Raw genomic sequence first — 25,789 nt, 5'->3', positions numbered from 1 at the left:
GGCCCGACGCCAGAGACAGAGAAGAGGACCAGATCCATGAATATCGCAATCATCGGCACCGGAAACATCGGCTCGGGCCTCGGCCGGGTCATCGGGCGCACCTCCCACGGCGTTGTGGTCTCTGACCAGCAGGGCGGCACCGAGGCCGCCGCGAAACTCGCCGCCGAGGGCGTGCGGGTGCAGGCAGCCGATACCGCCACCGCCATCGCCGAGGCCGAGATCGTCATCCTCGCCACGCCCTACGGTGCCAGCACCCAGATCGCCGGCGCAAACGACTTCTCCGGCAAGATCGTCGTCGACCTCTCCAACCCGGTGACCGAGGATTTCTCGGGGCTGCAACTGGGCCATGACAGCTCTGCTGCCGAAGAGATCGCCAAGCTGGTGGGCGCGCCGGTGGTCAAGGCCTTCAACACCGTCTTTGCCGAGCATTACGCCGGCGACCTGACGCTGGGTGGCCGCAAGATCCAGACCTTCGTCGCCGGCGACGATGCCGAGGCCAAGGCCAAGGTCATCGCTCTGGCCGAGGACGTAGGCTTTGAGGCGCGCGACGCCGGCGGGCTGTCGAATGCCCGCTATCTCGAACCGCTGGGCTATCTGAACATCGCCTTCGGCTATCTGCTGGGACAGGGCACCGGGATCGCACCGGCCTGGCTCTCGGCCTGATCGCAAGACATACAGAGGAGACCTCACCGATGATCGACCTGAAAACCGCCCCCCACGCCGCGCTGCTGCTGCGGCTCACCACCGGCGCGCTCTTTGTGGCGCACGGGCTGACCAAGCTGCTGGTCTTCACCCCCGCGGGCACCGCCGGCTTCTTCGAGTCGCTCGGCCTGCCGGGCTGGCTTGGCCTCGCCACCATGGTCTTCGAGATCGGCGGCGGCGCGGCGCTGATCCTCGGCGTGGCCACGCGGGCCGTCGCGGCGCTTTCCGTGCCGGTGCTGCTCGGTGCGGCCTTCACCGCGCATTGGGGCAACGGGTTCGGCTGGTCCAATCAGGGCGGCGGCTGGGAATACCCGGTGATGTGGGCCGCCGTGATGGCCGCCCTCGCGCTGCTCGGCGACGGTGCCTATGCACTCTGGCCGCTGAAGCGCCGCTGACGTCCGACATCGCGCCGCCGCGCCGCCATGCCTGGCGCGGCGGTCCCCCGAAACCTGCATAATCCAAGGAGAGTGCCATGAGCATCTCGCAACAACTGCAAAAGCTGAAAGACGGGCTCAAGGCCTCCGACCGGATGCCGGTCGTTTTCCTTGGCCATGGCAGCCCGATGAACGCCATCGAGGACAACGCCTATTCCCGCAGCTGGGCGGCGCTGGGCCGCACCCTGCCGCGCCCGCAGGCCATTCTGGTGGTCTCGGCGCACTGGATGACGCGCGGCTCGACGCTTGTGAACGTGCAGGCCCGCCCCGGCACCATCCACGATTTCTACGGCTTCCCTCAGGAGCTCTTCGAACAGCAATATCCCGCACCCGGCGCGCCGGAACTGGCGAGCGAGGTGGTCACGCTGCTGGCCAGCCATCACGCCGAGGGCGACGAGACCTGGGGGCTCGATCACGGCGCCTGGTCGGTGCTGAAATTCCTCTATCCCGGCGCTGACGTGCCGGTGTTCCAGCTCTCCATCGACATGGCGGCGGACCTGCCGCAGCATGTGGAGATCGGTCGGGTACTGGCCGAGCTGCGCCATCGCGGCGTGCTGATCCTGGGCTCGGGCAATGTGGTGCACAACCTGCGTGCCGTGCGCTGGGGCGGCGGCGGGGCGCATGACTGGGCCGAGGAGTTCGACACGCTCTTTGCCGAACGGCTCGGCGCTGGCGACATCGCCACGCTGGCCGACCGCGCCAAGCTCGGCAAACTGCTGAGTGTCGCCCACCCCTCTATCGACCACTACTTGCCGGCGCTGAGCGTCGCGGGGGCGGCGGACGAAAAGGACACGCTGCTCTTCATGAACGATTCCATTGATCTGGGGTCGATCTCGATGCGCAGCTTCATCTATTACTGAGGATCTTCGCCATGCTTGTGAACGGAAAATGGACCAGCGACTGGCAGCCGGTGCAGAAGGCCGACGAGAAGGGCCGCTTCGTGCGGCAGGTCTCCTCCTTCCGCAACTGGATCACCGCAGACGGCTCCGCCGGCCCCACCGGCGAGGGCGGGTTCGAGGCGGGGGCCGGGCGCTACCGGCTCTATGTCGCCTATATCTGCCCCTGGGCCTCGCGCGCGCTGATGGCGCGCAGCCTCAAGGGGCTTTCCGATCTCATCCCGGTCACAGTGGTGAACCCGGTGATGACCGATCAGGGCTGGCGCTTCGGCGGCTATCCCGGCGCCGACGAGGATCCGCTCTTTGCCTCGGGCTATATGCACGAGCTCTACACGCGGGCGGATGACGGCTTTACCGGGCGCGCCACGGTGCCGGTGCTCTGGGACATGAAGCGCAATGTGATGGTGAACAACGAAAGCGCCGATATCGTGCGTATGTTCGACACCGCCTTCGAACATCTCGTGCCCTCCGACCTGCGCCTCTACCCCGGGGATCTGGCCGCCGATATCGACGCGCTCAACCCGCGCATCTACGATCTGCTCAACAACGGCGTCTACAAGGCGGGCTTTGCCTCGACGCAGGAGGCCTATGACGAGGCGGTGGAGGGCGTCTTTGCGATGCTCGACGAACTGGAGGTGCGGCTGACCGGCGATTTCCTCTTCGGCGAGCGGTTCACCGAGACCGATATCCGCACCTTCGTGACGCTAATCCGGTTCGACGCGGCCTATCACGGGATCTTCAAGACCAACCGCCGCCAGATCGCCGATTACCCGCGGCTCTCGGCCTATATGGAACGGATCCTGAAACTGCCGGGCGTGCGCGAGACGGTGAATATGGATCACATCACGCGGGGCTATTATTCGATCAAGGTGCTGAACCCGACGGGCATCCGCCCCACCGGCCCGGCGCATGTGGCGGCGCTGCTGGCGGGCTGAGCGCTCTGGCCGGCACTTGTGCGGGCGGAGATGGCCCGACAGTTTTGCGTATTTGGAAAGAGAAGAAGACCAGGGGCGCGCAAACCCCTGGTCTTCTTCTCTTTGAAAAATACGCCCGCCGAAGGCGTCCTTTGCTTTCGGCGGGCGATGTGGCTCGGAGTAAGGCGCGGCGCTCAGGCCGGCTGCGCGATGTGCTGGATCGTCTTGAAGCCCTCGAATTTCGGCGCGCCGGAATGCAGCTTGCGGCTGTCGCCGGCGCGCGCGTGGGCGGCGCGGAAGCTGTCGCTGCGGGTCCAGTCGCGGAACGCTTCCTCGGTCTCCCAGACCGTGTGCGAAGCGTAGAGGATATGCCCGTCCTCCTCCGGCCCTTTCAGCATGTGGAATTCCACGAAGCCGGGGTTTTCGTGCAGCTTGCTTTCGCGCGAGAGCCAGAGCTCCTCGAAATCCGCCGCGTTCTCCAGCGGCACGGTAAAGCGGTTCATGGCGAGATACATGGGATGAGTCCTCCTGTCGGGATCATTCTGCCGCAAGCGTGGCGGCATGGGGTAGGATAAAGGGCGTGCCGGGCGCGGGTGCGGCACCGACACGCAGGCGGCAGCCATAGGCGCGGGACAGCGTGTCCGTCGTCATCACCTCTGCGACCGGCCCCGCCGCCAGCACATGGCCCCGGCTCAGCAGGGCGATGCGGTCGGCAAACATGGCGGTGAGGTTGAGATCGTGCATCACCGCCACCACGCCGCCGCCGGCATCGGCGAAATCGCGGGCGATCTGCATGACTTCGAGCTGATGCGCGATGTCGAGCGCCGAGACCGGCTCGTCGAGAAACAGCCAGCGCGGGCCGTCCTCGGCGATGGGCTCGGCGACCTGTGCCAGCACGCGGGCGAGCTGGACGCGTTGCTGTTCGCCGCCCGAGAGCGACTGGTAGGGGCGGCTGGCGTAATGCGCCAGATCGACCCGCGCGAGCGCCTGGAGCGCGGCGCGCGTGTCGCCGCCGGCGCGGCCCCGGGCAAGGCCGATCTCGACCACCTCCAGAGCGGTGAAGGGAAAGGCCAGCGCGCTGGCCTGCGGCAGCACGCCCCGGATCGAGGCCAGCGCCCAGGCGGGCAGGGTGGCGATATCCTGCCTGTTGAGCTCGACCGTGCCGCGAAAGGGCAGATCGCCGGTGAGTGCGCGCAGCAGCGTGGTCTTGCCGGAGCCGTTGGGGCCGCAGATCGCGGTGAGCTGGCCGGGAGCGGCGTGGAAATCGACGCCCTCCAGCACGGTGTTGCGGCCCAGCGTGACGGTGAGATCGGTTGCTGTGACCATGTCAGAGATCCACCACGCCACGCTGCCGCAGCAGGATCCACAGGAAGACCGGCGCGCCGAGCACGGCGGTGACGATGCCGATGGGCAGCTCTGCGGGGGCGACGATCACCCGGCTGATCATGTCGGCCACCACCAGAAGAGCGGCGCCCAGCAGCGCGGAATTGATCAGCAGCGCCCGGTGATCGGGACCGGAGGCGAGGCGCAGCAGATGCGGCACCACGATGCCGACAAAGCCGATGCCGCCCGACACCGCCACGGCGGCGCCGGTGGCGCCCGCGACACAGAGGATGGCGAGGCGCTTCATGCGCTGCACGGGAATGCCGATATGCGCGGCGGTCGCCTCGCCGAGCGCCAGCGCGTTGAGGCTGCGGCCCAGAAAGCTCGCGCCGGCCACGGTGACGAGGATGATCGGCAGCGCCGCGGCGAGCTTGGTCCAGCTGGCGCCGGCGAGCGAGCCCAGCCCCCAGAAGGTCAGGTCGCGCAGCTGGCTGTCATCGGCCATGTAGACCAGCACGCCGGAGACCGCACCCGCAAGCGCGCCGAGTGCGATGCCGGCGAGCAGCATTGTGGCGACCGAGGTGTGGCCCCGGCGCGTGGCGACGCGGTAGAGCAGGATCGTGCTGACCCAGCCGCCGAGGAAGGCGGCAAGCGGCACCAGATGCGCGCCGGCGAAGCCCAGCAGCGCCGGCGGCAGCAGCGTGCCCAGAACGATGGCGAGGATGGCGCCGAGGCCGGCGCCGGCGCTGACGCCGACGATGCCGGGATCGGCCAGCGGGTTGCGGAACAGCCCCTGCATCACCGCGCCGGAGACGGCAAGCGCCGCGCCCACCGCCAGCCCCATGACGAGGCGCGGCAGGCGGATATCCATCAGCACCACGCGCTCCATGCGCGAGAGCTCCTCGCCTCTTGCGAGGCTCCTCGCCACATCCCAGAGCTGCACGCCCGTCGCGCCGACGGTGAGGCTGGCCAGCGCCACCGCGATCAGCAGCAGCGCCAGCCACAGATGCAGCCGCCGGGCGCGGGCGAGGCGGCTGCGCGGCGCCTCGGCCTCGGTCAGCTCGCCTGCGGGGTCGGTGAGCGCGACCATGGTTCAGCCCCCGTAAAGCGCCTGCGCCAGCTCGGCCACCGCCGCGCCGGTGCGCGGGCCGAAGCCCAGCAGTTTCAGCCCGTCCATCTTGATCAGCGCGCCGGTCTCGGCAGCGGGGGTGACGGCCAGGGCGGGCAGGGCGAAGAGCTCTTCTGCACTGGCGGCGTGATCGCCCTCGCGGTCCATCATCAGGATCACGTCGGGCGCGGCGGCGGTGACCGCCTCGTCGGAAAGCGGCTTGTAGCCCTCGACGCCTGCCAGCGCATTGATGCCGCCCGCCATTTCGATGATCGCCCCTGCGCCGGTATTGTCGCCGCCGCCCATCAGCCTGCCGCCCTGGGCGGAGAGCACGAAGAGCACGCGCTTGGGCGTGTCGGCGGCCGCCTGCGCCTCGGCGCTGGCGGTCTCGATCTCGGCGCTGACCTCTTCGGCCAGGGTGGAGGCGGCCTCGGGCACGTCGAGCGCCTCGCCCACCGCGCGGATCTTGGCGGCGACGGCGTCGGCATCGAAGCCGCCCGGCACGGTGATGAAGGGGATCGCCGCCTCTTCCAGCACCTCGAGCGTTTCCGGCGGGCCGGCGCCCTCTTCCGACAGGATCAGGTCGGGGTTCACCGACAGCACGCCCTCGGGCGAGAGCGCGCGCATATAGCCCACATCCGGCAGCGCCTCGGCCTCCGGCGGGTAGGTGGAGGTGGTGTCGCGGGCGAGAAGCCGGTGCTCCTGCCCGAGCGCATAGACGATTTCGGTGAGCGAGCCGCCGATCGCCAGCGTATCGGCCTCGCCCCGCGCCGCTTCCGCGGGCAGGAGCGCGGCACCGAGCCCGCCGAGCGCGAGATAGGCGGCAGTGGACAGTGCGAGCGCGTGGAAGGAGCGGCGTTTCATGCGGAGACCTCCTCGCGGCTCGGCAGTGCCTCGACGATCTCTTTCCAGGCGGGGCGGTGGTCGTTGCCCTCCTTGCCGACGCCGAAACACTGGAAGATCAGCCCGCCCTCGGCATCGAAGGCCTCGACCGAGATCGCCGTGCCGCGCTGGGTGGGTTTCTCCACCGCCCAGAGCTCGGCCACCTTGTCGCGGCGCAGATGCAGGTTGAAGCCCGGATCCATGATGTTCTGCCACGGCCCCATCGGATGCAGATTGCGCACCGGGCCGGAATGGATCTGGATGCAGCCGCGATTGCCGACAAAGAGCATGATCTCGGTCTCGCGGTCGCGCACGGTCTCCAGCATGGTGTCGACGGCGCTGGGCTCGAGCTGGCGCACGAAGGGCGCGCCGGCGATGCGATAGGCGCCGAGCCGGTTCATCTTGAGCTTGGCGCAGAGCCGCAGGAACTGATGCGTGTCGGTGAGCCGCGCCCATTCCTTGCGCAGCACGTCGAGCTTGGCGGGATCGGATTTCGCTGCCTCGGTGGGCTGGCGCGGCTCCAGATCCAGCGTGTCGCCGGTCTCGCCACTGGCGAGGGCGGCTTTCGCGGCCTCCCAGCCGGCAAGGTCGGAGCCGGCGCGCAGATGCACCTTGTGGATGGCGTCGCCCGCCGCATCAAAGATCTGGAGGCTGCGCTTCACGCCGGCGTCGCTCTCCTGTTCCACGAGAAAGCCGTGGCACCAGTGCTTGGGAAAGATCCGCAGGTCGATCTCATCGGCCAGCACCATCGCCGCATGTGGGCCGGGGTGGTAATTGGCGTAGGTGCCGACCTTCTCATGCACCGCCGCCTCGACACGGGTCAGCGCCATGACCTCGCCCAGAGCCTCGACCGCCGGCATTACCTTGTCGGGATGGGCGGCGATCCGGGTCACGCCGTGACCGGTCTGCGCGGCCAGCAGCTGCGCCTCGGTGATGCCGAGCTGGGTGGCGAGATCGCGGGAGCGGGTCTTGGGGTTGTCGGCGAGCGCGTCGCGGATCTCCTGCGCGCTGGGCGGGTGCTGCGAAGCAGTCTGGGAATCGGCCATTCTTGGTCCTTGTCCGGTCGTTGCGGGGGCGAGAGTGGTGGCAACTCGGCTGGCGCGACGCGAATAAGCGGCTCAGGCTGGCAAGTCCTTAGTTGACTGTTTTAGTTGGATACGCTAACCGCTGCAAGGAACAAACGGATTTGTGACGAAAATTTGCACGGATCCGCAGAGCCAGCCCTGTGCCAGCGACCCCATCCGACCCATCGCTGATCAAGGCTGAACTCATGACACGCAGCAGATTGCGCGGCACGACCGCGCTTATTCTCGTTTCCCTTTGCGCGACCCCTGTCGCCGCGCAGGAAGTCGCGACCGATATCAATACGGTCAGCGGCTTTCTCGGCACGCTTTATCTGACCCCGGGCAAACGCGATCTGAGTCTCGGCGGCGCGGTGCCTGTCACCACCGTGGACGCGGAGGAGATCGAGGACCGGCAAGCCGGCACCATCGCCGAGCTGATCGATTCGGTGCCCGGTGTGACGCTTATCAACGGTTCGACGCCGCAGGGCTCGGGCATCAATATTCGCGGCTATGGTGCCAACGAGGCCTATGGCAACGACCAGAAAATCGCGATTCTGGTCGACGGTGCCTCGGTGGGTTCGGAAGAACTCTACCGCATCGGCACGCAGCTCTTTACCGACCCGCTGCTCTATCGCCAGGTCGAGGTGCTGCGCGGCACTATCGGCAGCTTCGAATACGGCTCCGGCATCGTCGGCGGCGTCGTGAAGCTGGAAACCAAGGACGCCTCGGATTTCACCGGCGGCGTGCCGGGCTTCCGCGTCGGGCAGAGTTTCGAGTTCAGCTCGAACACCGCCGGGGCGGTCAGCTCGACCACGCTGGCCTGGCAGCCGACCGAACGCGCCGAATTCCTGCTCAACTACACCTGGCGCCAGCAGGACGATCAGGTCGACGGCGACGGCCATGAGATCGGCAACAGCGGGTTCGAAACGCCCTCGGGGCTGCTCAAGGGCAAGTTCACTTTCGGCCAGGACGACGAACATAGCGTGACGCTGTCCTATTCGCGTACCACGGCGGATGAAAAGGATGTGCCCTATGACACGTTCGGCACCACCGGCGGCAGTTTCGGCAATGTCGACCGGCTGACCGAAACCAGCCAGACGACCCTGGAATACCGCTACAATCCCGTCAGTGACCTGATCGACCTGACCGCGACGCTCTCCTATGCCGACCAGCAGATCGAATACAGCTATGTGCCGGGCTCGTCGCCGCTGGAATTCACGCCGACCTGGCCATTCCTGCGCGATACGGTGAATGCCGATCAGCAATACGAGACCACCAAGCTGACCGTGAAGAACGCCGCGATGTTCCAGACCGGGATCGTGGATCACACCCTGCGTGCCGGGGTCGAGCTGTCGCGGCGCGAGCGCGCCGATAACGATGCCGCCAGCGCGCCCGGGGGTGAGGACAACCGGCTTGCGGTCTTTGTCATCGACGAGATGCGGTTCAACGGCTTTACCCTGACCCCGGCGCTGCGCTGGGAGAAATCCGAGGTCGAGAGCGCCACCACCTACGGCGATTTCGAGAACGATGCGCTGATGGGCGGCGTGGCGCTGGCATATGAGTTCGGCAACGGCCTGTCGGTCTTCGGCAGCTACGCCTATACCGAGGGCCTGCCGATCATCGACGATCTCGGCCCGGCTGCGGTCAACGAATGGCGCATGACCACCACCGAGAAATCCGACACCTGGGAGCTTGGTGCCTCCTATGCTTCGGTGGATGTGTTCTCGCCGGGCGACAACCTCTCGGTGCGGGGCAGCTACTATCAGACCGAGCTCTGGGACATCACCAGCTACTCCGCGACCGGCTCGACCAGCCCCAATCTCGACCGCGTCGAGACCGAAGGCTTCGAGCTCGAAGCCTCTTACGGGTTTGCCTCCGGCACCTATGTCGACTTCCAGGGCAGCTGGACCGAGGGCACGGAATACGCTGACGGGCTCAGCGATACCGACTGGCGCAACAAGCCGGGCGATGCGGTGGGCCTGACGCTGGGCCACAAATGGGGCGACTGGCTGGACATGAGCTGGGAGGTGCGGCACACCACCGATGCGCGTGACGCGCTTGAGGCGGATCTGCCCGATTACACGGTGCACAACCTGCGTGCCACTTACCGGCCGCAGACCGGGGCGCTGGAAGGCACCGAGATCCGTTTCGGCATCGAAAACGCCTTTGACCTCGACTATACCGGCAACCTGTCCTCGCGCGATGCGCCGGGCCGAACCTACAAGCTGGGCCTGTCGAAAGTCTTCTGATCCCGCCGCTGTTCCCTCGCGGTGGAGTAAGGTGGAAACGCCTCCCGGGTCTCCCGGGGGGCGTTTCTCGTTTTGGAGGCTGGAGACGAGGGGGGACGGTCTCAGCGGCGTGACGCTTGCTCGGGGATGTCTCTTTGCGGACGGGGTCGGCTGCTTGGGCAGGCGTGTGACCGGCATTCCGTCAGGATGGCGGGTGCCGACGACTGTACGGGGGAGAGCGCGACACGCCGGGCTGTTCTGGTACGATCCCCCGGGGGGCTTGAGCCAACGGGTCGCCTTCGTCGCGAGCGGTACGCAAAAAGGGCGGACATTGCTGCCCGCCCTTGCCGCGATCTCCGGGAAGAGAGCCTGCCCAGGCCGTTAGCGGCCTTTGATCTGGATCGAGAAGCTGCGCTGCGCCCCGGCGGGCGGCGCGGGGAAGGGGGCGGCGCGTTGCACCACCCTCAGCGCCGCGCTGTCGAGCGCCGAAGAACCAGAGCTGCGCGCCACCGAGACACCGGCCAGCCCGCCGCTTCCCGAGATCCGGAAGGCCACGACGGTGGCGCCGCGGGCGTTCAGCCGCGGGCGCGGCACGCGCGAGAGCTTGCGCATGACCTTGCCGGGATAGTTGCTTGCTGCGGCGTTGCCCGACTGTTTCGTCTTGCCGCCCGAGCCGCTGCGGGTGGCGCGGGCGGTTTCCTTGCCCGCTTCCTGACCGGCCTTGGCGTTGCGGTCGGCATTGCCCTGCGGTGCGGCCTGGGGCTTGCGCTCGGGCTGCTTGCGGGCGGTCTGGGTCTTGGGTTTGGGCTTTGCCGCAGGTTTCGGGGCGGGCTCCGGCTTGCGCAGGGTTTCAGGCCGTTCCATCGGGCGCAGCGAGCTTGCCATCGCGTTCGGAGGCGTGTCGTCCTCGGCCTCGATACGTTCGGCTGGGGCCTCGGATTCGGTCTGTTCGGGCGTCTCCGCCGGCAGCGCGGCGACCGCATCGGGCGCGGGCGCAGTGGGTACGGGGTCTGCCACCGCCGTGTCGGGCACTGGCTCGGCCTGCGGCGCCGGGCTGGGGCTGGCCTGTTCGCTTTCAGCGGGCGCCGGCGCTTCCGCCTCCGGCGGTGTCGGCGCGGGCTCGGTTTCGGTGGGCGGTTCCGGGGTCAGCGCCGCCTCTTCCACCGGCTCGGCCTCGGTGGGCTCTTCGGGCGGTGTGGCGGAAATCGTGCCCGCCGCCATATCGGCGAAGCTCGATCCGAGCCGCGCCTCGGCGGCGCCGTCCGAGCCCTCGATCTCGATGGCCTCGCTGCCGGGCAGCAGCGCCAGCGCGAGCGCGCCATGGGCGCTGCATGCCAGAAGCAGCGCAACGCCTTTGAGAACGCGGGATTTGGCAATCATTGCAGCCCCCTTTCACTCACGATCATGACCTTTTCCGCACCGCCGGCACGCAGCGCCCGCGCCACCTCCACCAGATCGGCGGCGGGCAGATCGCGGTCGGGCACCAGCCGCACCAGCGCACGGGCCTCGGGATCCAGCGCCGCGAGATAGGTCTCGGGCGAGTCCTGCACCTCGCCGCGCAGGCTGAGCGCGCCGTCGGGATGCACCACCAGCGCATCGGGCGGCGGCGGGCTGCCTTCCAGATCGGCGGTGCTCACCAGCTTCAGCTCAGGGTCGAGCGGCTGGGCCAGCGTGCCGGCCACGAGAAAGAAGATCAGCATCAGAAAGACGATGTTGATCAGGGCGATGGTCGGCTCGCGTTCGGTTTTCGGTCGGCGCGCACGCATCAGGACGCTCCCAGAACGGTGGGCGTGAAGCCCGGTATGCCGCGCAGGATCACCAGCAGATCGGTCAGGCGCTGCGCGGTGACGCCGGGCTGAAGTGCGACCAGAAGCCGCCGCGCCTCGCTTGCGCTGGCCTCGCCGCGCTGCTCGGCGAGCGCCTCGGCGAGACCCTCCAGCGCCACGTCGGCGCTGTTGAGCCGCGCGGTCTCCGGCCCGAGCTGAAGGAAGAGCGGGCGCTCGGAGGCGGAGGGTGCGGCACCGGTGCCGCCGGAGGTCAGCTCGACCTCGGCAAAGCGCGTGAAGGTCGAGGTCAGCATGAAGAAGAGCAGCAGCAGGAAGATGACGTCGATCAGCGACGTCATCGAAAGTTTGCGCCTGCGCCGCATCTTACGCATGGGCGGGGGCTCCGGCCGGGGCTTGGACGGCGGTTTCCTGCGGCGGCATGCCGCCGGCGGGGGACTGCACGCTGCGCAGCGCCTTTTCGGCCAGCACGCGCTCTTTCTCCATGCGGGTCTCGAACCAGCTCAGCACGATCGAGGTCGGCATCGCCACGGCGAGCCCCACGGCGGTGGTCAGCAGCGCCACCCAGATGCCGCCGGCGAGGATCGACGGGTCGACCTGCGCGCCGGCCTCCTGAAGCGCCTGGAATGCCGAGATCATCCCCAGAACGGTGCCGAACAGCCCCAGCAGCGGCGACAGCTGCGCCACCGAATCGAGAAAGCGGAAGCCGCTTTCGAGCCGGGCGAAGCGGGTCTCGGCCTCGGCATCGAGCCGCGCCTGATCGCAGCGCCCGGCAAAGGCCATGGCGATCACCGGCTTGAGATAGCTCTTGGACTGCGCCAGCTCGCTGCGCGCGGTGCCGGTATCGCCCGCGTCCCAGGCGGAGACGGCGAGGCGCAGCGCCTTGTGGCGCCCGACACCGGCGGCGCGGAACTGCCAGAGCTTGTAGAGGATCACGGTCAGCGTCAGCACCGACAGCACGATCAGCAGCAGCACGACCGGCCCGCCGAGCTCGGCGATGCGGATCACCAGGTCGGCAACGGATTGGTACAGAGAGTTCATCATCCCATCATCTCCACATCGGTGCGGCTGCTCAGTGTCAGCCCGTTGCCGCAGGCCTCGGCCCCCAGCGCGCCCGCCTCGCAGGTGCTGGCGCCATTGATCAGAATCTGCCCCAGCGCATCGCATTGCAGCCCGGGCACAACGAATTGCCGCAGCCGGGGCTTGCCGGCGGGCAGGGTGCCGAAATCGAACAGCGTCAGGCGCTCGACCTGGCCGTCGCTGTCGAACAGCACGGTTTCGAACACCGCCTTGGCAATGTCGCCGTCAAAGCTGTTGCGGGCGAGGAAGCTGAGTTTGCAGCCCTTTTCGAGCTGCTCCTGCGCGTTCAGTTCCAGCGACAGGCCGGTCGGGGCGGCCTCTTGCGCGGCAAGCGCTGCGGGCAGGACCAGCGCGGCGGCGCATGCGATCAGCGCGCGGCGAAAGGCGGGGGGGACGGCACGGGACACCGGCAACTCCTTGAAACGTGGTCAGGTACACGGTCCGCTGGCGTTGCCTGTCTCGGCAGGAAGCTGGCTCTGGTGATCGGAGGGAGATTCACCACAGGCGGCGGCAAATTTCAATACCTTATTAAGTTTATCAACTTTTCCCGGCGCGATGCCTCGCGTGCCAAGATCTGCTCTGAGCAGACTCCGGGATGCCCGGAGGAGCGGCGTGCACAGATGGTCGAAGAACGTCATGGGCGCGGAACAGGCTGCAAACGGTACGATGACCGGTCACGTCTGTTGCCTGATGGTGTTGAAAAATTGGAGCGGGCGATGAGATTCGAACTCACGACCCTTACCTTGGCAAGGTAATGCTCTACCCCTGAGCTACGCCCGCATCCGTTTACGACAGTCCTGCTGTCGAAGGGTCCATCTGGAGCGGGCGATGAGATTCGAACTCACGACCCTTACCTTGGCAAGGTAATGCTCTACCCCTGAGCTACGCCCGCGTTCCCGATGGTGCAGGCGATGTAGAGGCTTGCGCGCCGCTCTGCAAGAGGAAATTTGCCCGCCCCGCAGGAAATCCGCGACGGGCGATCCGGGCTTCGGCGTGAAAGAAGACGCGGCCCAGGGCGCCCCGCACCCGCCGCGCCGATTTTCGTTCCGTCAAAGCCAAGAGACCGCCATGACACCCTTTCTCAAACGTATCGCCACGCCGCTCCTCACCGGCCTGTTCCTGATCTCGCTGCTTTCCGGGCTGGCGCTGTTCTTTCATTGGAATCCGGCCTGGTTCCACAGCATGCACGAATGGCTGAGCCTGCTGCTGATCCTGCCCTTCGTGCTGCATGTCTGGAAAAACTGGCGCCCGATGCTGGGCTATCTGCGCCGCCCGCTCTTTGCCGGCACGCTTGCGGTCTCGGCGCTGGCCGCCGCCGCCTTCATCGTGCCGAGCATGGGGCAGGGCGCAGGCGGCGGCCGACCGCCGGCCTTTGCCGTGGCGCAAAAGATGCTGGATGGGTCTGTCGCCGAGGTTGCCGCCGTGCTCGGCGAAACGCCCGCAACACTGAGCGCCACGCTTGAGGCGGCGGGCTTTGCGGTGGCCGATACCGACCAGAGCCTAAGCGAACTCGCCGCCACCTCGGGCCGTGCGCGCAACGATCTTTTCGCCGTGCTCGCCCGCTGAGGCGGACCTCAGCCCTTGGGTGCGACCGGCTCGACGGGCCCGCCGGCGCTCACCCAGTCGTTGAAGCCGTCCTTCAGATGGGCGGCTTCGAATCCCATCTCCTGAAGCGTCGCCACGGTCAACGCCGAGCGCCAGCCGCTGGCGCAGTGAAAGAGATAGCGCTTGCCCTCCTGGTCGAAGACCTCCTTGTGATAAGGGCTTTCCGGATCGACCCAGAATTCGATCATGCCGCGCGGCGCGTGCACCGAGCCGGGAATGCAGCCGGTGCGCTGGCGTTCGCGCACATCGCGGATATCGACGATCACCAGATCCGGATCGCCAAGCTGCGCGATGGCCTCGGCAGTCTCCACCTCTGGAATCTGGGTGCGCGCCTCGGCCACAAGCTGCGCCGCGGTGATCTTCAATGCCATGCGTCCTCCTCCCCGGCGGCCCGCAGGCCCCTTCATCTTTCTTCAAATACTCAAAAAACACCCTGAAAACAGGCGCGGGGCAGGGATAGCGCATCCCCGCCCCGCAACATGTCTATTCCAGCTCGATCAGCAGATCCTTGGCGTCGATCTGGCCGCCCGGCATCACATGCACCGCCTTGATGGTGGCGTCGCGTTCGGCGTGCAGACCGGTTTCCATCTTCATCGCCTCGATGGTCAGCAGCAGATCGCCCTCCTTGACCTTCTGCCCGACCGAGACCGCGACGCTTGCCACCACGCCGGGCATCGGCGCGCCGATATGGTCGGGATTGCCGGTCTCGGCCTTGGGCCGCGCCGCCGAGGAGGCCTTGGCCTTGCGGTCGGCCACGCGGATGGTGCGCGGCTGGCCGTTCAGCTCGAAGAACACCCGCACCTCGCCATCGTCCTGGGTCTCACCCACCGCGATCAGCCGGATCTCCAGCGTCTTGCCCGGGTCGATCTCGGCGGTGATCTCCTCGCCGGGCTGCATGCCGTAGAAATAGCTCAGCGTCGGCAGCACCCGCACGGGGCCGTAATCCTCGTGCCGGGCGACGTAATCGGTGAAGACCTTGGGATACATCAGGTAGCCGTTGAAATCCTCGTCGTCGAATTCGACATCCTCGAATTTCGCTTCCAGCTCCTTGCGCAGCGCGTCGAAATCGGCGGGCGGCAGATGCGCGCCGGGGCGGTCGGTGTTGGGCTTTTCGCTCTTCAGCACCTTCTTGACGATCCCGTCGGGGAAGCCGCCCGGCGGCTGGCCGAGATTGCCGCGCATCATGTCGATGACCGAATCGGGGAAGCTCACCTCGGTTTTCGGATCCTCGACCTGCGCGCGGGTCAGGCCCTGGCTCACCATCATCAGCGCCATGTCGCCCACGACCTTCGACGACGGCGTCACCTTGACGATATCGCCGAACATCATGTTCACGTCGGCATAGGTCTTGGCGACCTCGTGCCAGCGTTCTTCCAGTCCCAGCGAACGCGCCTGCGCCTTGAGGTTGGTGAACTGGCCGCCCGGCATCTCGTGCAGATAGACCTCGGAGGCCGGCGCCTGCATGCCGCTCTCGAAGGCGGCGTATTGCCCGCGCACCGCTTCCCAGTAGTTCGAGGTCTCGCGGATCACCTCCATGTCGAGCCCGGTGTCGCGCTCGGTATGGCGCAGCGCCTCGACGATGGAGCCCAGCGTCGGCTGCGAGGTGTTGCCCGAAAGCGCGTCCATCGCCGCATCCACCGCGTCGACGCCCGCTTTCGACGCCTCCATGATGGTGGCGATAGCCGCGCCGGAGGTGTCATGGGTGTGGAAATGGATCGGCAGGCCCACCTCTTCCTTCAGCGCGGTGATCAGCGCACCGGCGGCGGAGGGTTTCAGCAGCCCGGCCATGTCCTTCAGCCCCAGCACATGCGCGCCGGCGGCCTTCAGCTCCTTGCCCATCGCGACATAGTATTTCAGGTCGTACTTGGCGCGGGCCGGGTCGAGGATATCGCCGGTATAGCAGATCGTGCCCTCGCAGACCTTGCCGCTTTCGATCACCGCATCCATGGCGACGCGCATGTTTTCGACCCAGTTCAGGCTGTCGAAGACGCGGAACACGTCGACGCCCGAGGCCGCCGCCTGCGCCACGAAGCTCTGCACAACATTGTCGGGATAGTTGGTATAGCCCACCCCGTTCGAGGCGCGCAGCAGCATCTGCGTCATGACGTTGGGCATCTTGGCGCGGATGTCGCGCAGCCGCTGCCAGGGGCACTCCTGGAGGAAGCGATAGGCCACGTCGAAGGTCGCGCCGCCCCAGCATTCCACCGAGAACAGACCCGAGAGATTCGCCGCATATGCCGGGGCCACCTTGATCATGTCGAGCGAGCGCATGCGGGTGGCCAGCAGCGACTGGTGACCGTCGCGCATGGTGGTGTCGGTGATCAGCAGTTGTTTCTGCGCCGCCATCCAGTCGGCCACCGCCTGCGCGCCCTTTTCCTCCAGCAGCGTGCGGGTGCCGGCGGGCGGCGTCTCGGTGCGCAGTGCCGGCGGCTTGGCCGGCTTCAGCTCCGCATGCGGCTTGGGACGGCCCTGCACCTCCGGATGCCCGTTCACCGTGATATCGGCGAGATAGGTCAGCACCTTGGTGCCCCGGTCGCGGCGCTTCTTGAAATCGAAGAGCTCGGGCGTCGTGTCGATGAACTTGGTGGTGTACTGGTTGTTGAGGAACACCGGGTGCTTCAGCAGGTTGATCACGAAGTCGATATTCGTGCTCACCCCCCGGATGCGGAATTCCCGCAGCGCCCGGTCCATCCGCTTGATGGCCTTTTCCGGCGTCGGCGCCTTGGCCGTCACCTTCACCAGCAGCGAATCGTAATAGCGGGTGATCACCCCGCCCGCATAGGCGGTGCCGCCGTCGAGACGGATGCCCATGCCGGTGGCCGAGCGATAGGCGGTGATGCGGCCGTAATCGGGGATGAAATTGTTGGTCGGATCCTCGGTGGTGATCCGGGTTTGCAGCGCATGGCCGGTCAGTTTGATATCGTACTGGCTGGCCTTGCCGGTTGCTTCGGCGAGGCTCTTGCCCTCGGCGATCATGATCTGCGCCTGCACGATGTCGATGCCGGTGACCTCTTCGGTCACCGTATGCTCGACCTGCACGCGCGGGTTGACCTCGATGAAGTAGAAATTGCCGGAGTCCATATCCATCAGGAACTCGACCGTGCCGGCGCATTCGTAATGCACATGCGCGCAGATCTTGCGGCCCAGCTCGCAAAGCTCTTCGCGCTGCGCCTCGGAGAGATAGGGGGCAGGGGCGCGCTCGACCACTTTCTGGTTGCGGCGCTGCACCGAGCAGTCGCGCTCATAGAGGTGGTAGATATTGCCCTGCTTGTCGCCGAGGATCTGCACCTCGACATGGCGGGCGCGGGTGATCATCTTTTCCAGATACCCCTCGCCATTGCCAAAGGCGGCTTCGGCCTCGCGGCGGCCCTCCAGCACCTTTTCCTTCAGCTCCTTGGGGCCTTCGATGGGGCGCATGCCGCGCCCGCCGCCACCCCAGGAGGCCTTGAGCATCAGCGGATAGCCGATCTCGTCGGCCTCCTTGGCGATGGCTTTGAAATCGTCGCCCAGCACTTCGGTGGCGGGGATGACCGGAACGCCCGCTTCGATGGCGACCTTGCGGGCGCTGGCCTTGTCGCCGAGCGCGCGCATGGTTTCCGCCTTGGGCCCGATAAAGGTGATGCCCGCCTCCACACAGGCATCGACGAAATCGGGGTTTTCTGAGAGCAGCCCATAGCCCGGATGGATCGCGTCGGCGCCCGATTCCTTGGCCACGCGGATGATCTCGGGGATCGACAGGTAGGCGGCGACCGGCCCCAGCCCCTCGCCGATGCGATAGGCTTCGTCGGCCTTGAAACGGTGGAGCCCAAGCTTGTCTTCCTCCGCGAAGACGGCGACGGTCTTCTTCCCCATCTCGTTCGCCGCTCGCATGATGCGAATGGCGATCTCACCGCGGTTGGCGATGAGAATCTTCTGGAACTCGGGCATGTTATTCCTCCGTTTTCGGCCATCCCAGTAACCGTGGCGCAGAGTGAACGTCATGCCGCGTTGCAGCGCAAGGGCGGTTTTGCAAAGTTAGCCGAATTCAGCAGGGGGTTTGCAAAGGCAGGCCGCCCGGGCGGGCGGCCTGGTTTCCGGCGTTTTTTCCGGCGAGAAAGCCGGGCGCCCGAAAAAGGCGCGCCCGGCTCTTATATTCAAGTATCAGGCAAACTCAAAATTGAGGCTGCCAATATCGAGAATGTCGAAATCCTCGATGATGACCACGTCGACACCGTCGATTGTGATCAGCAGGTCGTCACCATTTACTGTGTTGAAGTCGACAGAGTCGACCGCGAAGCCCTCAAAGAGAAGGGTTTCACCGGCGTTGTAATCGACGATGGTGTCTGTCGCGTCTGCGGTCGCCGCCTTGAACATGAAGGTGTCGTTTCCGCCGCCGCCTTTCAGTGTGTCGGCACCCAGGTCGCCGGAAAGAAAGTCAGCGCCTGCGTTCCCATAGATGAAATCGTCATCTGCGCCGCCATAGATGGTATCGCTACCGCCACCGCCAAGCACGGTGTCCTGCCCTTGTCCGCCAAGCAGCAGATCGCGGCCACCGCCGCCGCTGATGGTGTCGTTGCCGGCATTGCCTGCGATCGAATCTGCACCGTTCAGGCCATCAATGACTTCGCCGGTTTGGTCGCCGTTGAAAGTATCACCAGTATCAGTAAGTTCCATATCTACCCCCACTAAAGAAAATGCGGCAAATGCACCGCGGGTGATTCAATTCTGTCGCATTAATATCTCAGTAATTTAACCGTTGGCCTCAGTTTTGCCGTATTTTGTTCTGATAATTTTTTTGGGTGATAGTTTTCTTCCAAATACTAAGCGGCCGATTCCCTTAAAATTGAATCTGAATTTATTCGATTCCCTTTAGGTTGTGATTTGTCCGCACTATTGCAATTGGCGCTATGAAACGATTCGTTTTTGCTGTGCGCCCGTGTTTTTGCCGCCTGCGCGAAGTTATGAACAAATGCAGAACGGCCCTTCCCACCGCCGGGCCGTCGCGCTATTTTCGCCCCATGAGCAGTTTCGATGACATGGACGCCTTCGAAGGCGCGTCGCTGTCGGCCCGCGCCATGGCGGCACGGCCCGCGCCCTATCTCGACGACCTGAATCCGGCGCAGCGCGAGGCGGTGTTGCAGATGGACGGGCCGGTGCTGATGCTGGCCGGCGCGGGCACCGGCAAGACCAAGGCGCTGACCGCGCGGATCGTGCATCTTCTGATGAGCGGCAATGCGCGCGCGAACGAGATCCTCGCGGTGACCTTCACCAACAAGGCCGCGCGCGAGATGAAGGAGCGGGTGGGGCGGATGCTCGGCCAGCAGATCGAGGGCATGCCCTGGCTCGGCACCTTCCATGCGATCTGCGTCAAGCTGCTGCGCCGCCATGCGGAGCTGGCCGGGCTCAAGAGCAATTTCACCATTCTCGATACCGACGATCAGATCCGCCTGCTGAAACAGCTGCTCTCGCTCAACAATATCGACGAAAAGCGCTGGCCGGCGCGGCAGCTTGCCTCGCTCATCGACCACTGGAAGAACCGCGCCTGGACGCCCTCCAAGGTGCCCGCCTCCGAGGCTGGCGCCTTCAACCATCGCGGCACCGAGCTTTACGAGCAGTACCAAGCCCGTCTGCGCGAACTCAATGCCTGCGATTTCGGCGACCTGCTGCTGCATGTGGTGACGATCTTTCAGGCGCATCCGGATGTGCTGGCGCAGTATCAGCGCTGGTTCCGCTACATCCTCGTGGACGAGTATCAGGATACCAACGTTGCGCAGTATCTCTGGCTGCGGCTGCTGGCCGGGGGACACAAGAACATCTGCTGCGTCGGCGATGACGACCAGTCGATCTATGGCTGGCGCGGTGCCGAGGTCGGCAACATCCTGCGCTTTGAAAAGGATTTCCCCGGCGCCCATGTGGTGCGGCTGGAACAGAATTACCGCTCGACCCCGCATATCCTCGCTGCCGCGTCCGGCGTGATCCGCGGCAATGAGGGTCGGCTGGGCAAGGAGCTCTGGACCCAGGCCGAGGAGGGCGAGAAGGTCCGCCTCATCGGCCACTGGGACGGCGAGGAAGAGGCGCGCTGGATCGGCGAGGAGATCGAGTCGCTGCAAAAGGGTACGCGCGGGCTGCGGCAATATTCGCTCGACGACATCGCCATTCTGGTGCGTGCCTCGCATCAGATGCGCGCCTTCGAGGACCGGTTCCTCACCATCGGTCTGCCCTATCGCGTCATCGGCGGCCCGCGCTTTTACGAGCGGATGGAGATCCGCGACGCCATGGCCTATTTCCGGCTGGTGGTCTCGCCCGATGACGATCTCGCCTTCGAGCGCATCGTCAACACCCCCAAGCGCGGCCTTGGCGACAAGGCGCAGCAGACCATTCAGGCGACGGCGCGGGAATTCGGCGTGTCGCTGATCGAGGGCGCCCGCATCGCGGTGGAGGAGGAGCGGCTCCGGGGCAAGGGCGCCGGCCAGCTGCGGATGCTCTGCGAAAATCTGGCGCGCTGGCGCGAGACCATGCTGGGGCCGGTGCTGCGCCCGGGCGAGGCCGAAGACAGCGCCGATGTGATCGACGACGAGCCCGCCTTTTTGGTGGGCGAGACCCGGCGCGGCACGCCGGAGCTCAGCCATATGGAGCTGGCCGAGGTCATTCTCGACGAATCCGGCTACACGGCGATGTGGCAGAACGACAAGACGCCCGAGGCGCCGGGCCGGCTGGAGAACCTCAAGGAGCTGGTCAAGGCGCTGGAGCAGTTCGAGAACCTTCAGGGGTTCCTCGAACACGTCGCGCTGATCATGGACAATGAGAGCGAGGAGGCCGGCGCCAAGGTCTCGATCATGACGCTGCACGCGGCCAAGGGGCTGGAATTCCCCTGCGTCTTCCTGCCGGGCTGGGAGGACGGGCTGTTCCCGTCGCAGCGCAGCATGGACGAGAGCGGGCTGAAGGGGCTCGAGGAGGAGCGGCGGCTGGCCTATGTCGGGATCACCCGGGCCGAGGAGCTCTGCACGATCTCCTTCGCCGGCAACCGCCGGGTGTTCGGCCAGTGGCAATCGGCGCTGCCGTCGCGTTTCATCGACGAGCTGCCCGAGGCGCATGTGGAGGTGCTGACGCCGCCGGGGCTCTATGGCGGCGGCTACGGCGCAGCGGCGGCCTATGGCGGCGGATCGGGGCTGGAAACGCGGGCGGCGGAGGCCAATGTCTACAATTCCCCGGGCTGGAAGCGCTTGCAGGAACGCTCGTCGCAGCGCCCGGTGAGCCAGCCGCGCGAAAGCCGCAATACGGTGATCGACCTTCAGGCGGTCTCGGCCTTCGAGATGGGCCAGCGGGTGTTTCACCAGAAATTCGGTTATGGCGAGATCACCGGGATCGAGGGCGACAAGCTGGAGATCGCCTTCGAGAAATCCGGGGTGAAGAAGGTGGTCGCGCGCTTCGTGCATGCGGAGGACGACGTGCCGTTCTGAGCGACGGCAACTCTTTTCGAAAAGAGTTGCAAATTCCTTTGAAGGAATTTGCGGCGCGCCCGGTTTAGCCGCTGGGCATCCGCAACACGATGTTGCGCCCGCTCTTGGTGAGTTGCAGCTCGGACTCCCCGATGGCGGCGACGCGCCCGCCGTCCAGCCGGTCGCCCACCTTGACGTTTTGCAGCCGCCCGTTCGACAGCCGCACCAGCGCGCGGCGGCTCGACGCCTTGCCGAACACCCCGATCAGATTCATCTGGCGCAGGTTGATCTGGTTCCGCACCGTCGCTTCCTTGGCCACATTGGTGTTCTGCGGCACGCGCGGGCCGGGCTGCATGCGCACCGGGGCGGTGGAGGCGGTCTGCACCGTCTCGCGCTCGGCGCGGCGGACGATGCCGGCCATGTCGCCGGGGCGGGGCTGCGGCGCCAGCGAATTCGCGATGGCGAGCTCTGTGGCGGGCGGCGTGTCGGGCTCGGCGCTGTCCTCGGCCTGATCGGCGGTATCCTCGGCCTGCTGGGCCTCCGCCTGCGCGCTCGCCTGTTCCTGCGCGCTGAGCGGGCGCAGGGCCGGGCGCTTGCGGGAAAGCTCGGCAATCGAGATGCCGCCGAGATTGGCGCGCTCGGTCTGCTCCACGAGATCGCCGGGGCGGGCCTGCGGGCGGCGCTCCTGCAACTGCTGAAGCGCCGGATCCGAGGCCTCCTGCGGCGCGGCCTCCGCGTCTGATGCCGGTGGGTCGGGCGTCTCGGCTATGCTGCGCGCTGGCGGCACCTGCGGCGGTTGCCCGGCAAAGACCCGCACCCCGTCGGGCGAGATCGCGCCCTCGGGCGTGGCGCGCACCAGCCCCTGATCGTCGAGATCGAAGCGGACATCCGGGCCGGGCGGCAGCCGCTGCGGATCGAGCGGCAGATCGTCGCCGGCGGCGGGCGCTTCGGGAAGGGCCACCGCGTCGAACTGGCCGACCTTGGGATCGACCGAGGCGACATAGAGATCTTCGAGCTGATCCGGCGCCGGCTCCAGCGGCGCGGTGGGCGCGCGCTGCCAGATCCCGGTGGCGGCATAGCGCGCCTCGGCCTCTTCGGGCGTGGGGGCCTGCGCGCCCTCGGGCGGGATCGGGGTCGGGGCGGGCGGCGGTGGTGGTGGTGCCACGGGCGCAGGCTCGATCGCGGTCAAGGCCGTTTCGTCTTCGGCCTCCGGGGCCGGTGCCGCGACCGGCGCCGGTGTGGCGTCGGGCTGGGGCGCGACGGCGGCGGTTTCGGTGACATCCGACCCGCCGAAGAAGCGCGACAGCCCCTCGTCGAGGAAGACCGACGCCCAGGCGGCTACCCCGGCGAGGAAGAGCAGCAGCACGGCGGTCAGCATGAGCCCGAGATAGCGCGGCTTGCCGCCAATCGGCTCGCCATTGCGGGCGCCGAACACCGTCATGCGGCGGCGCTCTTCTTCCAGATCGAAGGTCGCGGCGGCGGTCATCGCGGTCGCAGGGCCGGGATCGTCGTTGCGGCTGCGGCGCAGCGCGGCGGTTTGCACCGCGTCCGGGCGCGGCCCCGGCGGGGCGCTCTTAGCGGCAGGTGCGGGGGCGGGGGGCGCCGCAGGTGCGGGCGCGGCTTTGGCGGCTTTGCGGGGTTTCTTCGGGGCTTGCGGCTGTTTCGTTTCGGCGGGTTTGGCCTTGCCGCGTGCCGGGCCGCTCAGCGCGGCGCGCGCGCGCTTGCCGAGCCCGTCCTTTTCCTTTGCAGGCGTTGCCGCTGGCGGCACAGGCGCGGGCGGCACGGGCGCCGCACCATCCGCCTCACGGGCGCGGAGCTTGGCCTTGCCTTTCGCCGCGCCCGTGCCGGGCTCCGCTGCCGGCTGTACCGAGGGCGCGGGGGCGGCGGGCGGCAGATCGCGGGTGGCGCGGATGCTGGTAAAGCTCGGCGCGGGGCCGGAGGCCGCAGCGCCGGCGCCGGGCAGCGGCGGGGTCTTGCCGGGCGCGGGCGCGGCGCGCAGCCGGGGCGCCTCGTTCTCCGGCGCGGGGATCGTGTCGGCGCGGGCATTGCCGCCGGGGCCGAAGACCCCTTGTCCGAAGCTGGCGGGGCCGGGGGTCTCTGTCTCGTCCTTTGGCTCTGCTTTGGGAACGTCGTCCGCTGACGGCGGCGTTTCGGCGGGCGCGGCCTTTTCCGCCTCCTTTGCTGCCTCCGTCTTGGGGGGCGTCGGAGATGTCGTTTCGCTCCTGGCGATCTCGGGCTCCGCCGGCGCGGGAGGCTCCTCGGCCTTTGTGGGGGCCGGCTCCGGCAGCGGTGCCAGCGCCGCCGCGGGGATATCCGGCGCCGTCTGTTCGGCGGGGGCCTCCGGTTGGGGTTCAGGGACGGGCTCTGGCTTAGGGGCGGGCTCCGGTTCGGGCGCGGCGACGATCCGGATCGGTTGCGACAACCGCTCGGGCGGCGTGCCGCTCCAGCCCGGCGCGGCGCCGAAAAACGCCGGACCCTCGAAGCTGCCGGCCTCGGGCATTGCGGTGAAGCTCACCGGATCGAACCCGTGGGCGCGGATGAACCCGTCGGCCTCCTCCAGCGTCTCGCGCGCGACGGCGGCGGCGAGCAGCGTGTCGCCGCGCCGCGACCAGTCGATCACCAGCTCGTCCACCGCGTAGGGCGTGGCCCCGTCGAGCGCCGCGCGCACAGTCGCACCGCGCGTCGCGTCATCGCCGCCGGGATCGGGCAGGTCGAGATAGCGGATCTGCTCGTTGGGCAGCACGAGGATGACCTTTGCCCCGTCCGGGGCGGCGGTCTCGGCCTCTTCGTGCAGCGCGCGCAGGGCCGCGTCGAGATCGTCGCGATCCAGCGCAACCTCGCTCAGACGGATCCAGCCGGTGCCGGCACGGCGCAGCAGGGCGATGCCTTCGAAAGAGAGGGAAAGCGCGAAATTCGGTGCCATGCACGGTCTCTATCACTGCTCGTGTGCCGTGGGGAGTCCCAAGGCGTGGGGCCTCAGTCTACAGCAGCTCTCCGCTTAGTGAAAGAAAGCTTTCGCCGCAGACCCTTGCGGGCGGAGGGCGGGCGAAGGATGTTAGGCAAAGATCCGCATGACCAAAGGAGGATTCCATGCGCCGCTTTGCCCTTGCCGCGCTCTGCGTTCTGATGATGCCGCCCGCCGTGGCGCTGGCCCAGGACGACAGCCCCCGGATGACCGTGACCGGCGAAGGTCAGGCCGCCGCCGTGCCCGACATGGCCACCGTGACGCTTGGCGTGACCGCGCAGAACGAAGAGCCCGGCGCCGCGATGGAGGAGGCCAACCAGGTCGCGGCGGCGATTCTCGCCCGGCTCGACACGCTGGGGATCGCGCCGCGCGACCGGCAGACCTCGGATATCGGCCTGCAACCGGTCTGGAACGATTACGGCCAGGGGCGCGGGCGCGAGATCGAGGGGTATCAGGCGAGCAACCGGCTGACCGTGCGGGTGCGCGATCTGGACCAGCTCGGCGAGGTGCTGGGCGCGGTGACCGAGGACGGGGCCAACCGCCTGTCGGGGCTGACCTTCGGTTTGCAGGAGCCGGATCCGGTGATGAACGAGGCGCGCCGCGACGCGGTGGCGGATGCGATGTCGCGCGCTCAGGTGCTGGCCGAGGCCGCCGGGGTGACGCTTGGGCCGGTGCTGTCGATCTCGGAGGCGGGCGGCGGCTATGCGCCGGCGCCGATGATGGAGATGGCGCGGGTCTCTGCCGCGCCGGTGGCGGCGGGCGAGTCGGTGCTGAACGCCCGGGTGAGCGTGGTCTTCGCTCTGGGCGAGTGAGTCCGGTGGCCGAGGTTGCCGCCGTCGCGAAGGATGCGGCGCATCGCTTCAGCAAGCCCGTCTGCGCCGCGATCCGGCTGATCGCGGGCGAGGGGGTGGAGGGCGATGCCCATCGCGGCGTGACGGTGCAGCACCGCTCGCGCGTGACGCAGGATCCGAGCCAGCCCAATCTGCGCCAGGTGCATCTGCTGGCGGTCGAGCTCTTCGAGGAGCTGGCGGCAAAGGGTTACGATCTGCAGCCCGGTGATCTGGGCGAGAATATCGCGACGCGCGGGCTCGACCTTCTGGGCCTGCCGCGCGGCACGGTGCTGGAGATCGGCGAGGCGGCAATCGAGGTGACCGGTCTGCGCAACCCCTGCGCGCAGATCTCGGGCTTTCGCCCCGGGCTGCTGTCGGAGGTGCTGATGCGCGGGGCGGATGGCAGGCTGATCCGCCGGGCGGGGATCATGGCGGTGGTGACGCGGGGCGGGCTTGTGCGCCCGGGCGACGCGATCACCGTGCATCTGCCCGAGGCGCCGCATCTGCCGCTGGAGCGGGTCTGAGCCGCTCGCGCATGCAAAAAGGGCAGCCACCT

Annotated in this window: 23 protein-coding genes and 2 tRNA genes; 9 read left to right on the top strand and 16 right to left on the bottom strand. The window is 67.3% G+C overall.

Going from position 1 to position 25,789, the window contains the following annotated elements:
* Nucleotides 1–36 precede the first annotated feature (36 nt).
* The 4 genes from Ga0080574_RS07025 (at nucleotide 37) to Ga0080574_RS07010 (ending at nucleotide 2,967) form a co-directional block, all read left to right on the top strand.
* On the top strand, nucleotides 37–663 hold the full coding sequence (locus Ga0080574_RS07025; RefSeq protein ID WP_076696454.1) for an NADPH-dependent F420 reductase: 627 nt from the start codon (nucleotides 37–39) through the stop codon (nucleotides 661–663).
* Between the two features lie 29 nt (nucleotides 664–692).
* The gene (locus Ga0080574_RS07020) at nucleotides 693–1,097 is read left to right on the top strand and encodes a DoxX family protein (protein WP_076696452.1); all 405 of its coding nucleotides are present in this window, start codon (nucleotides 693–695) and stop codon (nucleotides 1,095–1,097) included.
* Between the two features lie 77 nt (nucleotides 1,098–1,174).
* Complete coding sequence (gene ygiD / locus Ga0080574_RS07015) at nucleotides 1,175–1,996, top strand: 4,5-DOPA-extradiol-dioxygenase (RefSeq protein ID WP_076696450.1); 822 nt, start codon at nucleotides 1,175–1,177, stop codon at nucleotides 1,994–1,996.
* Between the two features lie 11 nt (nucleotides 1,997–2,007).
* Nucleotides 2,008–2,967 carry a glutathione S-transferase family protein gene (locus Ga0080574_RS07010; protein WP_076696448.1) on the top strand — a complete coding sequence of 320 codons (960 nt, stop codon included), beginning with the start codon at nucleotides 2,008–2,010 and terminating at the stop codon, nucleotides 2,965–2,967.
* 173 nt (nucleotides 2,968–3,140) lie between these two features.
* On the opposite strand, the gene hmuQ is transcribed toward Ga0080574_RS07010, so the two are convergent.
* From hmuQ to Ga0080574_RS06985, 5 genes are read right to left on the bottom strand one after another with little or no spacing between them, the layout of a single operon-like run.
* Entirely contained in the window at nucleotides 3,141–3,461 is a 321-nt protein-coding gene (gene hmuQ / locus Ga0080574_RS07005) for a heme-degrading protein HmuQ (protein WP_076696446.1), read from the bottom strand.
* A gap of 22 nt (nucleotides 3,462–3,483) precedes the next feature.
* Nucleotides 3,484–4,272, bottom strand: coding sequence for a heme ABC transporter ATP-binding protein (locus Ga0080574_RS07000; RefSeq protein WP_076696445.1), 789 nt, complete (start codon nucleotides 4,270–4,272; stop codon nucleotides 3,484–3,486).
* 1 nt (nucleotide 4,273) lies between these two features.
* Nucleotides 4,274–5,359, bottom strand: coding sequence for a FecCD family ABC transporter permease (locus tag Ga0080574_RS06995; protein ID WP_076696443.1), 1,086 nt, complete (start codon nucleotides 5,357–5,359; stop codon nucleotides 4,274–4,276).
* Nucleotides 5,360–5,362: 3 nt separating this feature from the next.
* The gene (locus tag Ga0080574_RS06990) at nucleotides 5,363–6,241 is read right to left on the bottom strand and encodes a heme/hemin ABC transporter substrate-binding protein (RefSeq protein WP_076696441.1); all 879 of its coding nucleotides are present in this window, start codon (nucleotides 6,239–6,241) and stop codon (nucleotides 5,363–5,365) included.
* Nucleotides 6,238–7,305, bottom strand: coding sequence for a hemin-degrading factor (locus Ga0080574_RS06985; protein ID WP_076696439.1), 1,068 nt, complete (start codon nucleotides 7,303–7,305; stop codon nucleotides 6,238–6,240). Before Ga0080574_RS06985 ends, Ga0080574_RS06990 begins: the two co-directional genes overlap by 4 nt.
* 224 nt (nucleotides 7,306–7,529) lie before the next feature.
* Here Ga0080574_RS06985 and Ga0080574_RS06980 point away from each other — a divergent pair, with 224 nt between their 5' ends.
* Nucleotides 7,530–9,572: a TonB-dependent receptor plug domain-containing protein gene (locus Ga0080574_RS06980; RefSeq protein ID WP_076696437.1), complete on the top strand. Its 2,043-nt coding sequence runs from the start codon at nucleotides 7,530–7,532 to the stop codon at nucleotides 9,570–9,572.
* Between the two features lie 360 nt (nucleotides 9,573–9,932).
* Here Ga0080574_RS06980 and Ga0080574_RS06975 read toward each other — a convergent pair whose 3' ends face one another.
* The 7 genes from Ga0080574_RS06975 to Ga0080574_RS06945 form a co-directional block, all read right to left on the bottom strand.
* Nucleotides 9,933–10,931 (bottom strand): energy transducer TonB family protein, encoded by a 999-nt coding sequence (locus Ga0080574_RS06975; protein WP_076696435.1) that lies wholly within the window; start codon nucleotides 10,929–10,931, stop codon nucleotides 9,933–9,935.
* Complete coding sequence (locus Ga0080574_RS06970) at nucleotides 10,928–11,317, bottom strand: ExbD/TolR family protein (protein WP_198039781.1); 390 nt, start codon at nucleotides 11,315–11,317, stop codon at nucleotides 10,928–10,930. Before Ga0080574_RS06970 ends, Ga0080574_RS06975 begins: the two co-directional genes overlap by 4 nt.
* Nucleotides 11,317–11,709 (bottom strand): biopolymer transporter ExbD, encoded by a 393-nt coding sequence (locus Ga0080574_RS06965; RefSeq protein ID WP_237219334.1) that lies wholly within the window; start codon nucleotides 11,707–11,709, stop codon nucleotides 11,317–11,319. Before Ga0080574_RS06965 ends, Ga0080574_RS06970 begins: the two co-directional genes overlap by 1 nt.
* On the bottom strand, nucleotides 11,702–12,379 hold the full coding sequence (locus Ga0080574_RS06960) for a MotA/TolQ/ExbB proton channel family protein (protein WP_076696430.1): 678 nt from the start codon (nucleotides 12,377–12,379) through the stop codon (nucleotides 11,702–11,704). Before Ga0080574_RS06960 ends, Ga0080574_RS06965 begins: the two co-directional genes overlap by 8 nt.
* Nucleotides 12,376–12,822 (bottom strand): hypothetical protein, encoded by a 447-nt coding sequence (locus Ga0080574_RS06955; RefSeq protein WP_237219333.1) that lies wholly within the window; start codon nucleotides 12,820–12,822, stop codon nucleotides 12,376–12,378. Before Ga0080574_RS06955 ends, Ga0080574_RS06960 begins: the two co-directional genes overlap by 4 nt.
* A gap of 298 nt (nucleotides 12,823–13,120) precedes the next feature.
* Nucleotides 13,121–13,195: transfer RNA gene (locus Ga0080574_RS06950), tRNA-Gly, on the bottom strand.
* 37 nt (nucleotides 13,196–13,232) lie between these two features.
* A tRNA-Gly gene (locus Ga0080574_RS06945) sits at nucleotides 13,233–13,307 on the bottom strand.
* 176 nt (nucleotides 13,308–13,483) lie between these two features.
* Here Ga0080574_RS06945 and Ga0080574_RS06940 point away from each other — a divergent pair.
* Complete coding sequence (locus Ga0080574_RS06940) at nucleotides 13,484–13,981, top strand: DUF4405 domain-containing protein (RefSeq protein ID WP_076696428.1); 498 nt, start codon at nucleotides 13,484–13,486, stop codon at nucleotides 13,979–13,981.
* A gap of 8 nt (nucleotides 13,982–13,989) precedes the next feature.
* Here Ga0080574_RS06940 and Ga0080574_RS06935 read toward each other — a convergent pair whose 3' ends face one another.
* The 3 genes from Ga0080574_RS06935 to Ga0080574_RS06925 form a co-directional block, all read right to left on the bottom strand.
* Entirely contained in the window at nucleotides 13,990–14,391 is a 402-nt protein-coding gene (locus Ga0080574_RS06935) for a rhodanese-like domain-containing protein (protein WP_076696426.1), read from the bottom strand.
* A gap of 112 nt (nucleotides 14,392–14,503) precedes the next feature.
* Entirely contained in the window at nucleotides 14,504–17,947 is a 3,444-nt protein-coding gene (gene pyc / locus Ga0080574_RS06930; protein ID WP_076696424.1) for a pyruvate carboxylase, read from the bottom strand.
* Nucleotides 17,948–18,160: 213 nt separating this feature from the next.
* A complete protein-coding gene (locus Ga0080574_RS06925) occupies nucleotides 18,161–18,673 on the bottom strand; it encodes a calcium-binding protein (protein ID WP_076696421.1) in 513 nt (170 codons plus the stop codon).
* 344 nt (nucleotides 18,674–19,017) lie between these two features.
* Here Ga0080574_RS06925 and Ga0080574_RS06920 point away from each other — a divergent pair, with 344 nt between their 5' ends.
* Nucleotides 19,018–21,459 carry an ATP-dependent helicase gene (locus Ga0080574_RS06920; protein ID WP_076696419.1) on the top strand — a complete coding sequence of 814 codons (2,442 nt, stop codon included), beginning with the start codon at nucleotides 19,018–19,020 and terminating at the stop codon, nucleotides 21,457–21,459.
* 64 nt (nucleotides 21,460–21,523) lie between these two features.
* Here the strand turns inward: Ga0080574_RS06920 and Ga0080574_RS06915 are convergent, their stop codons facing one another.
* The gene (locus Ga0080574_RS06915; RefSeq protein ID WP_076696417.1) at nucleotides 21,524–24,361 is read right to left on the bottom strand and encodes a hypothetical protein; all 2,838 of its coding nucleotides are present in this window, start codon (nucleotides 24,359–24,361) and stop codon (nucleotides 21,524–21,526) included.
* 167 nt (nucleotides 24,362–24,528) lie between these two features.
* Here Ga0080574_RS06915 and Ga0080574_RS06910 point away from each other — a divergent pair, with 167 nt between their 5' ends.
* Both Ga0080574_RS06910 and Ga0080574_RS06905 read left to right on the top strand, forming a co-directional pair.
* Nucleotides 24,529–25,215, top strand: a complete 687-nt coding sequence (locus Ga0080574_RS06910) for an SIMPL domain-containing protein (protein WP_076696415.1) — start codon at nucleotides 24,529–24,531, stop codon at nucleotides 25,213–25,215.
* Between the two features lie 5 nt (nucleotides 25,216–25,220).
* Nucleotides 25,221–25,757 carry an MOSC domain-containing protein gene (locus Ga0080574_RS06905; protein WP_083716786.1) on the top strand — a complete coding sequence of 179 codons (537 nt, stop codon included), beginning with the start codon at nucleotides 25,221–25,223 and terminating at the stop codon, nucleotides 25,755–25,757.
* The last annotated feature ends 32 nt before the right edge of the window (nucleotides 25,758–25,789 follow it).

The sequence above is a fragment of the Salipiger abyssi genome, assembly GCF_001975705.1.
Lineage (GTDB): Bacteria > Pseudomonadota > Alphaproteobacteria > Rhodobacterales > Rhodobacteraceae > Salipiger > Salipiger abyssi.
The sequence above is the reverse complement of the archived record's forward strand: the minus strand, read 5'-3'. Positions and strand labels throughout refer to the sequence as shown.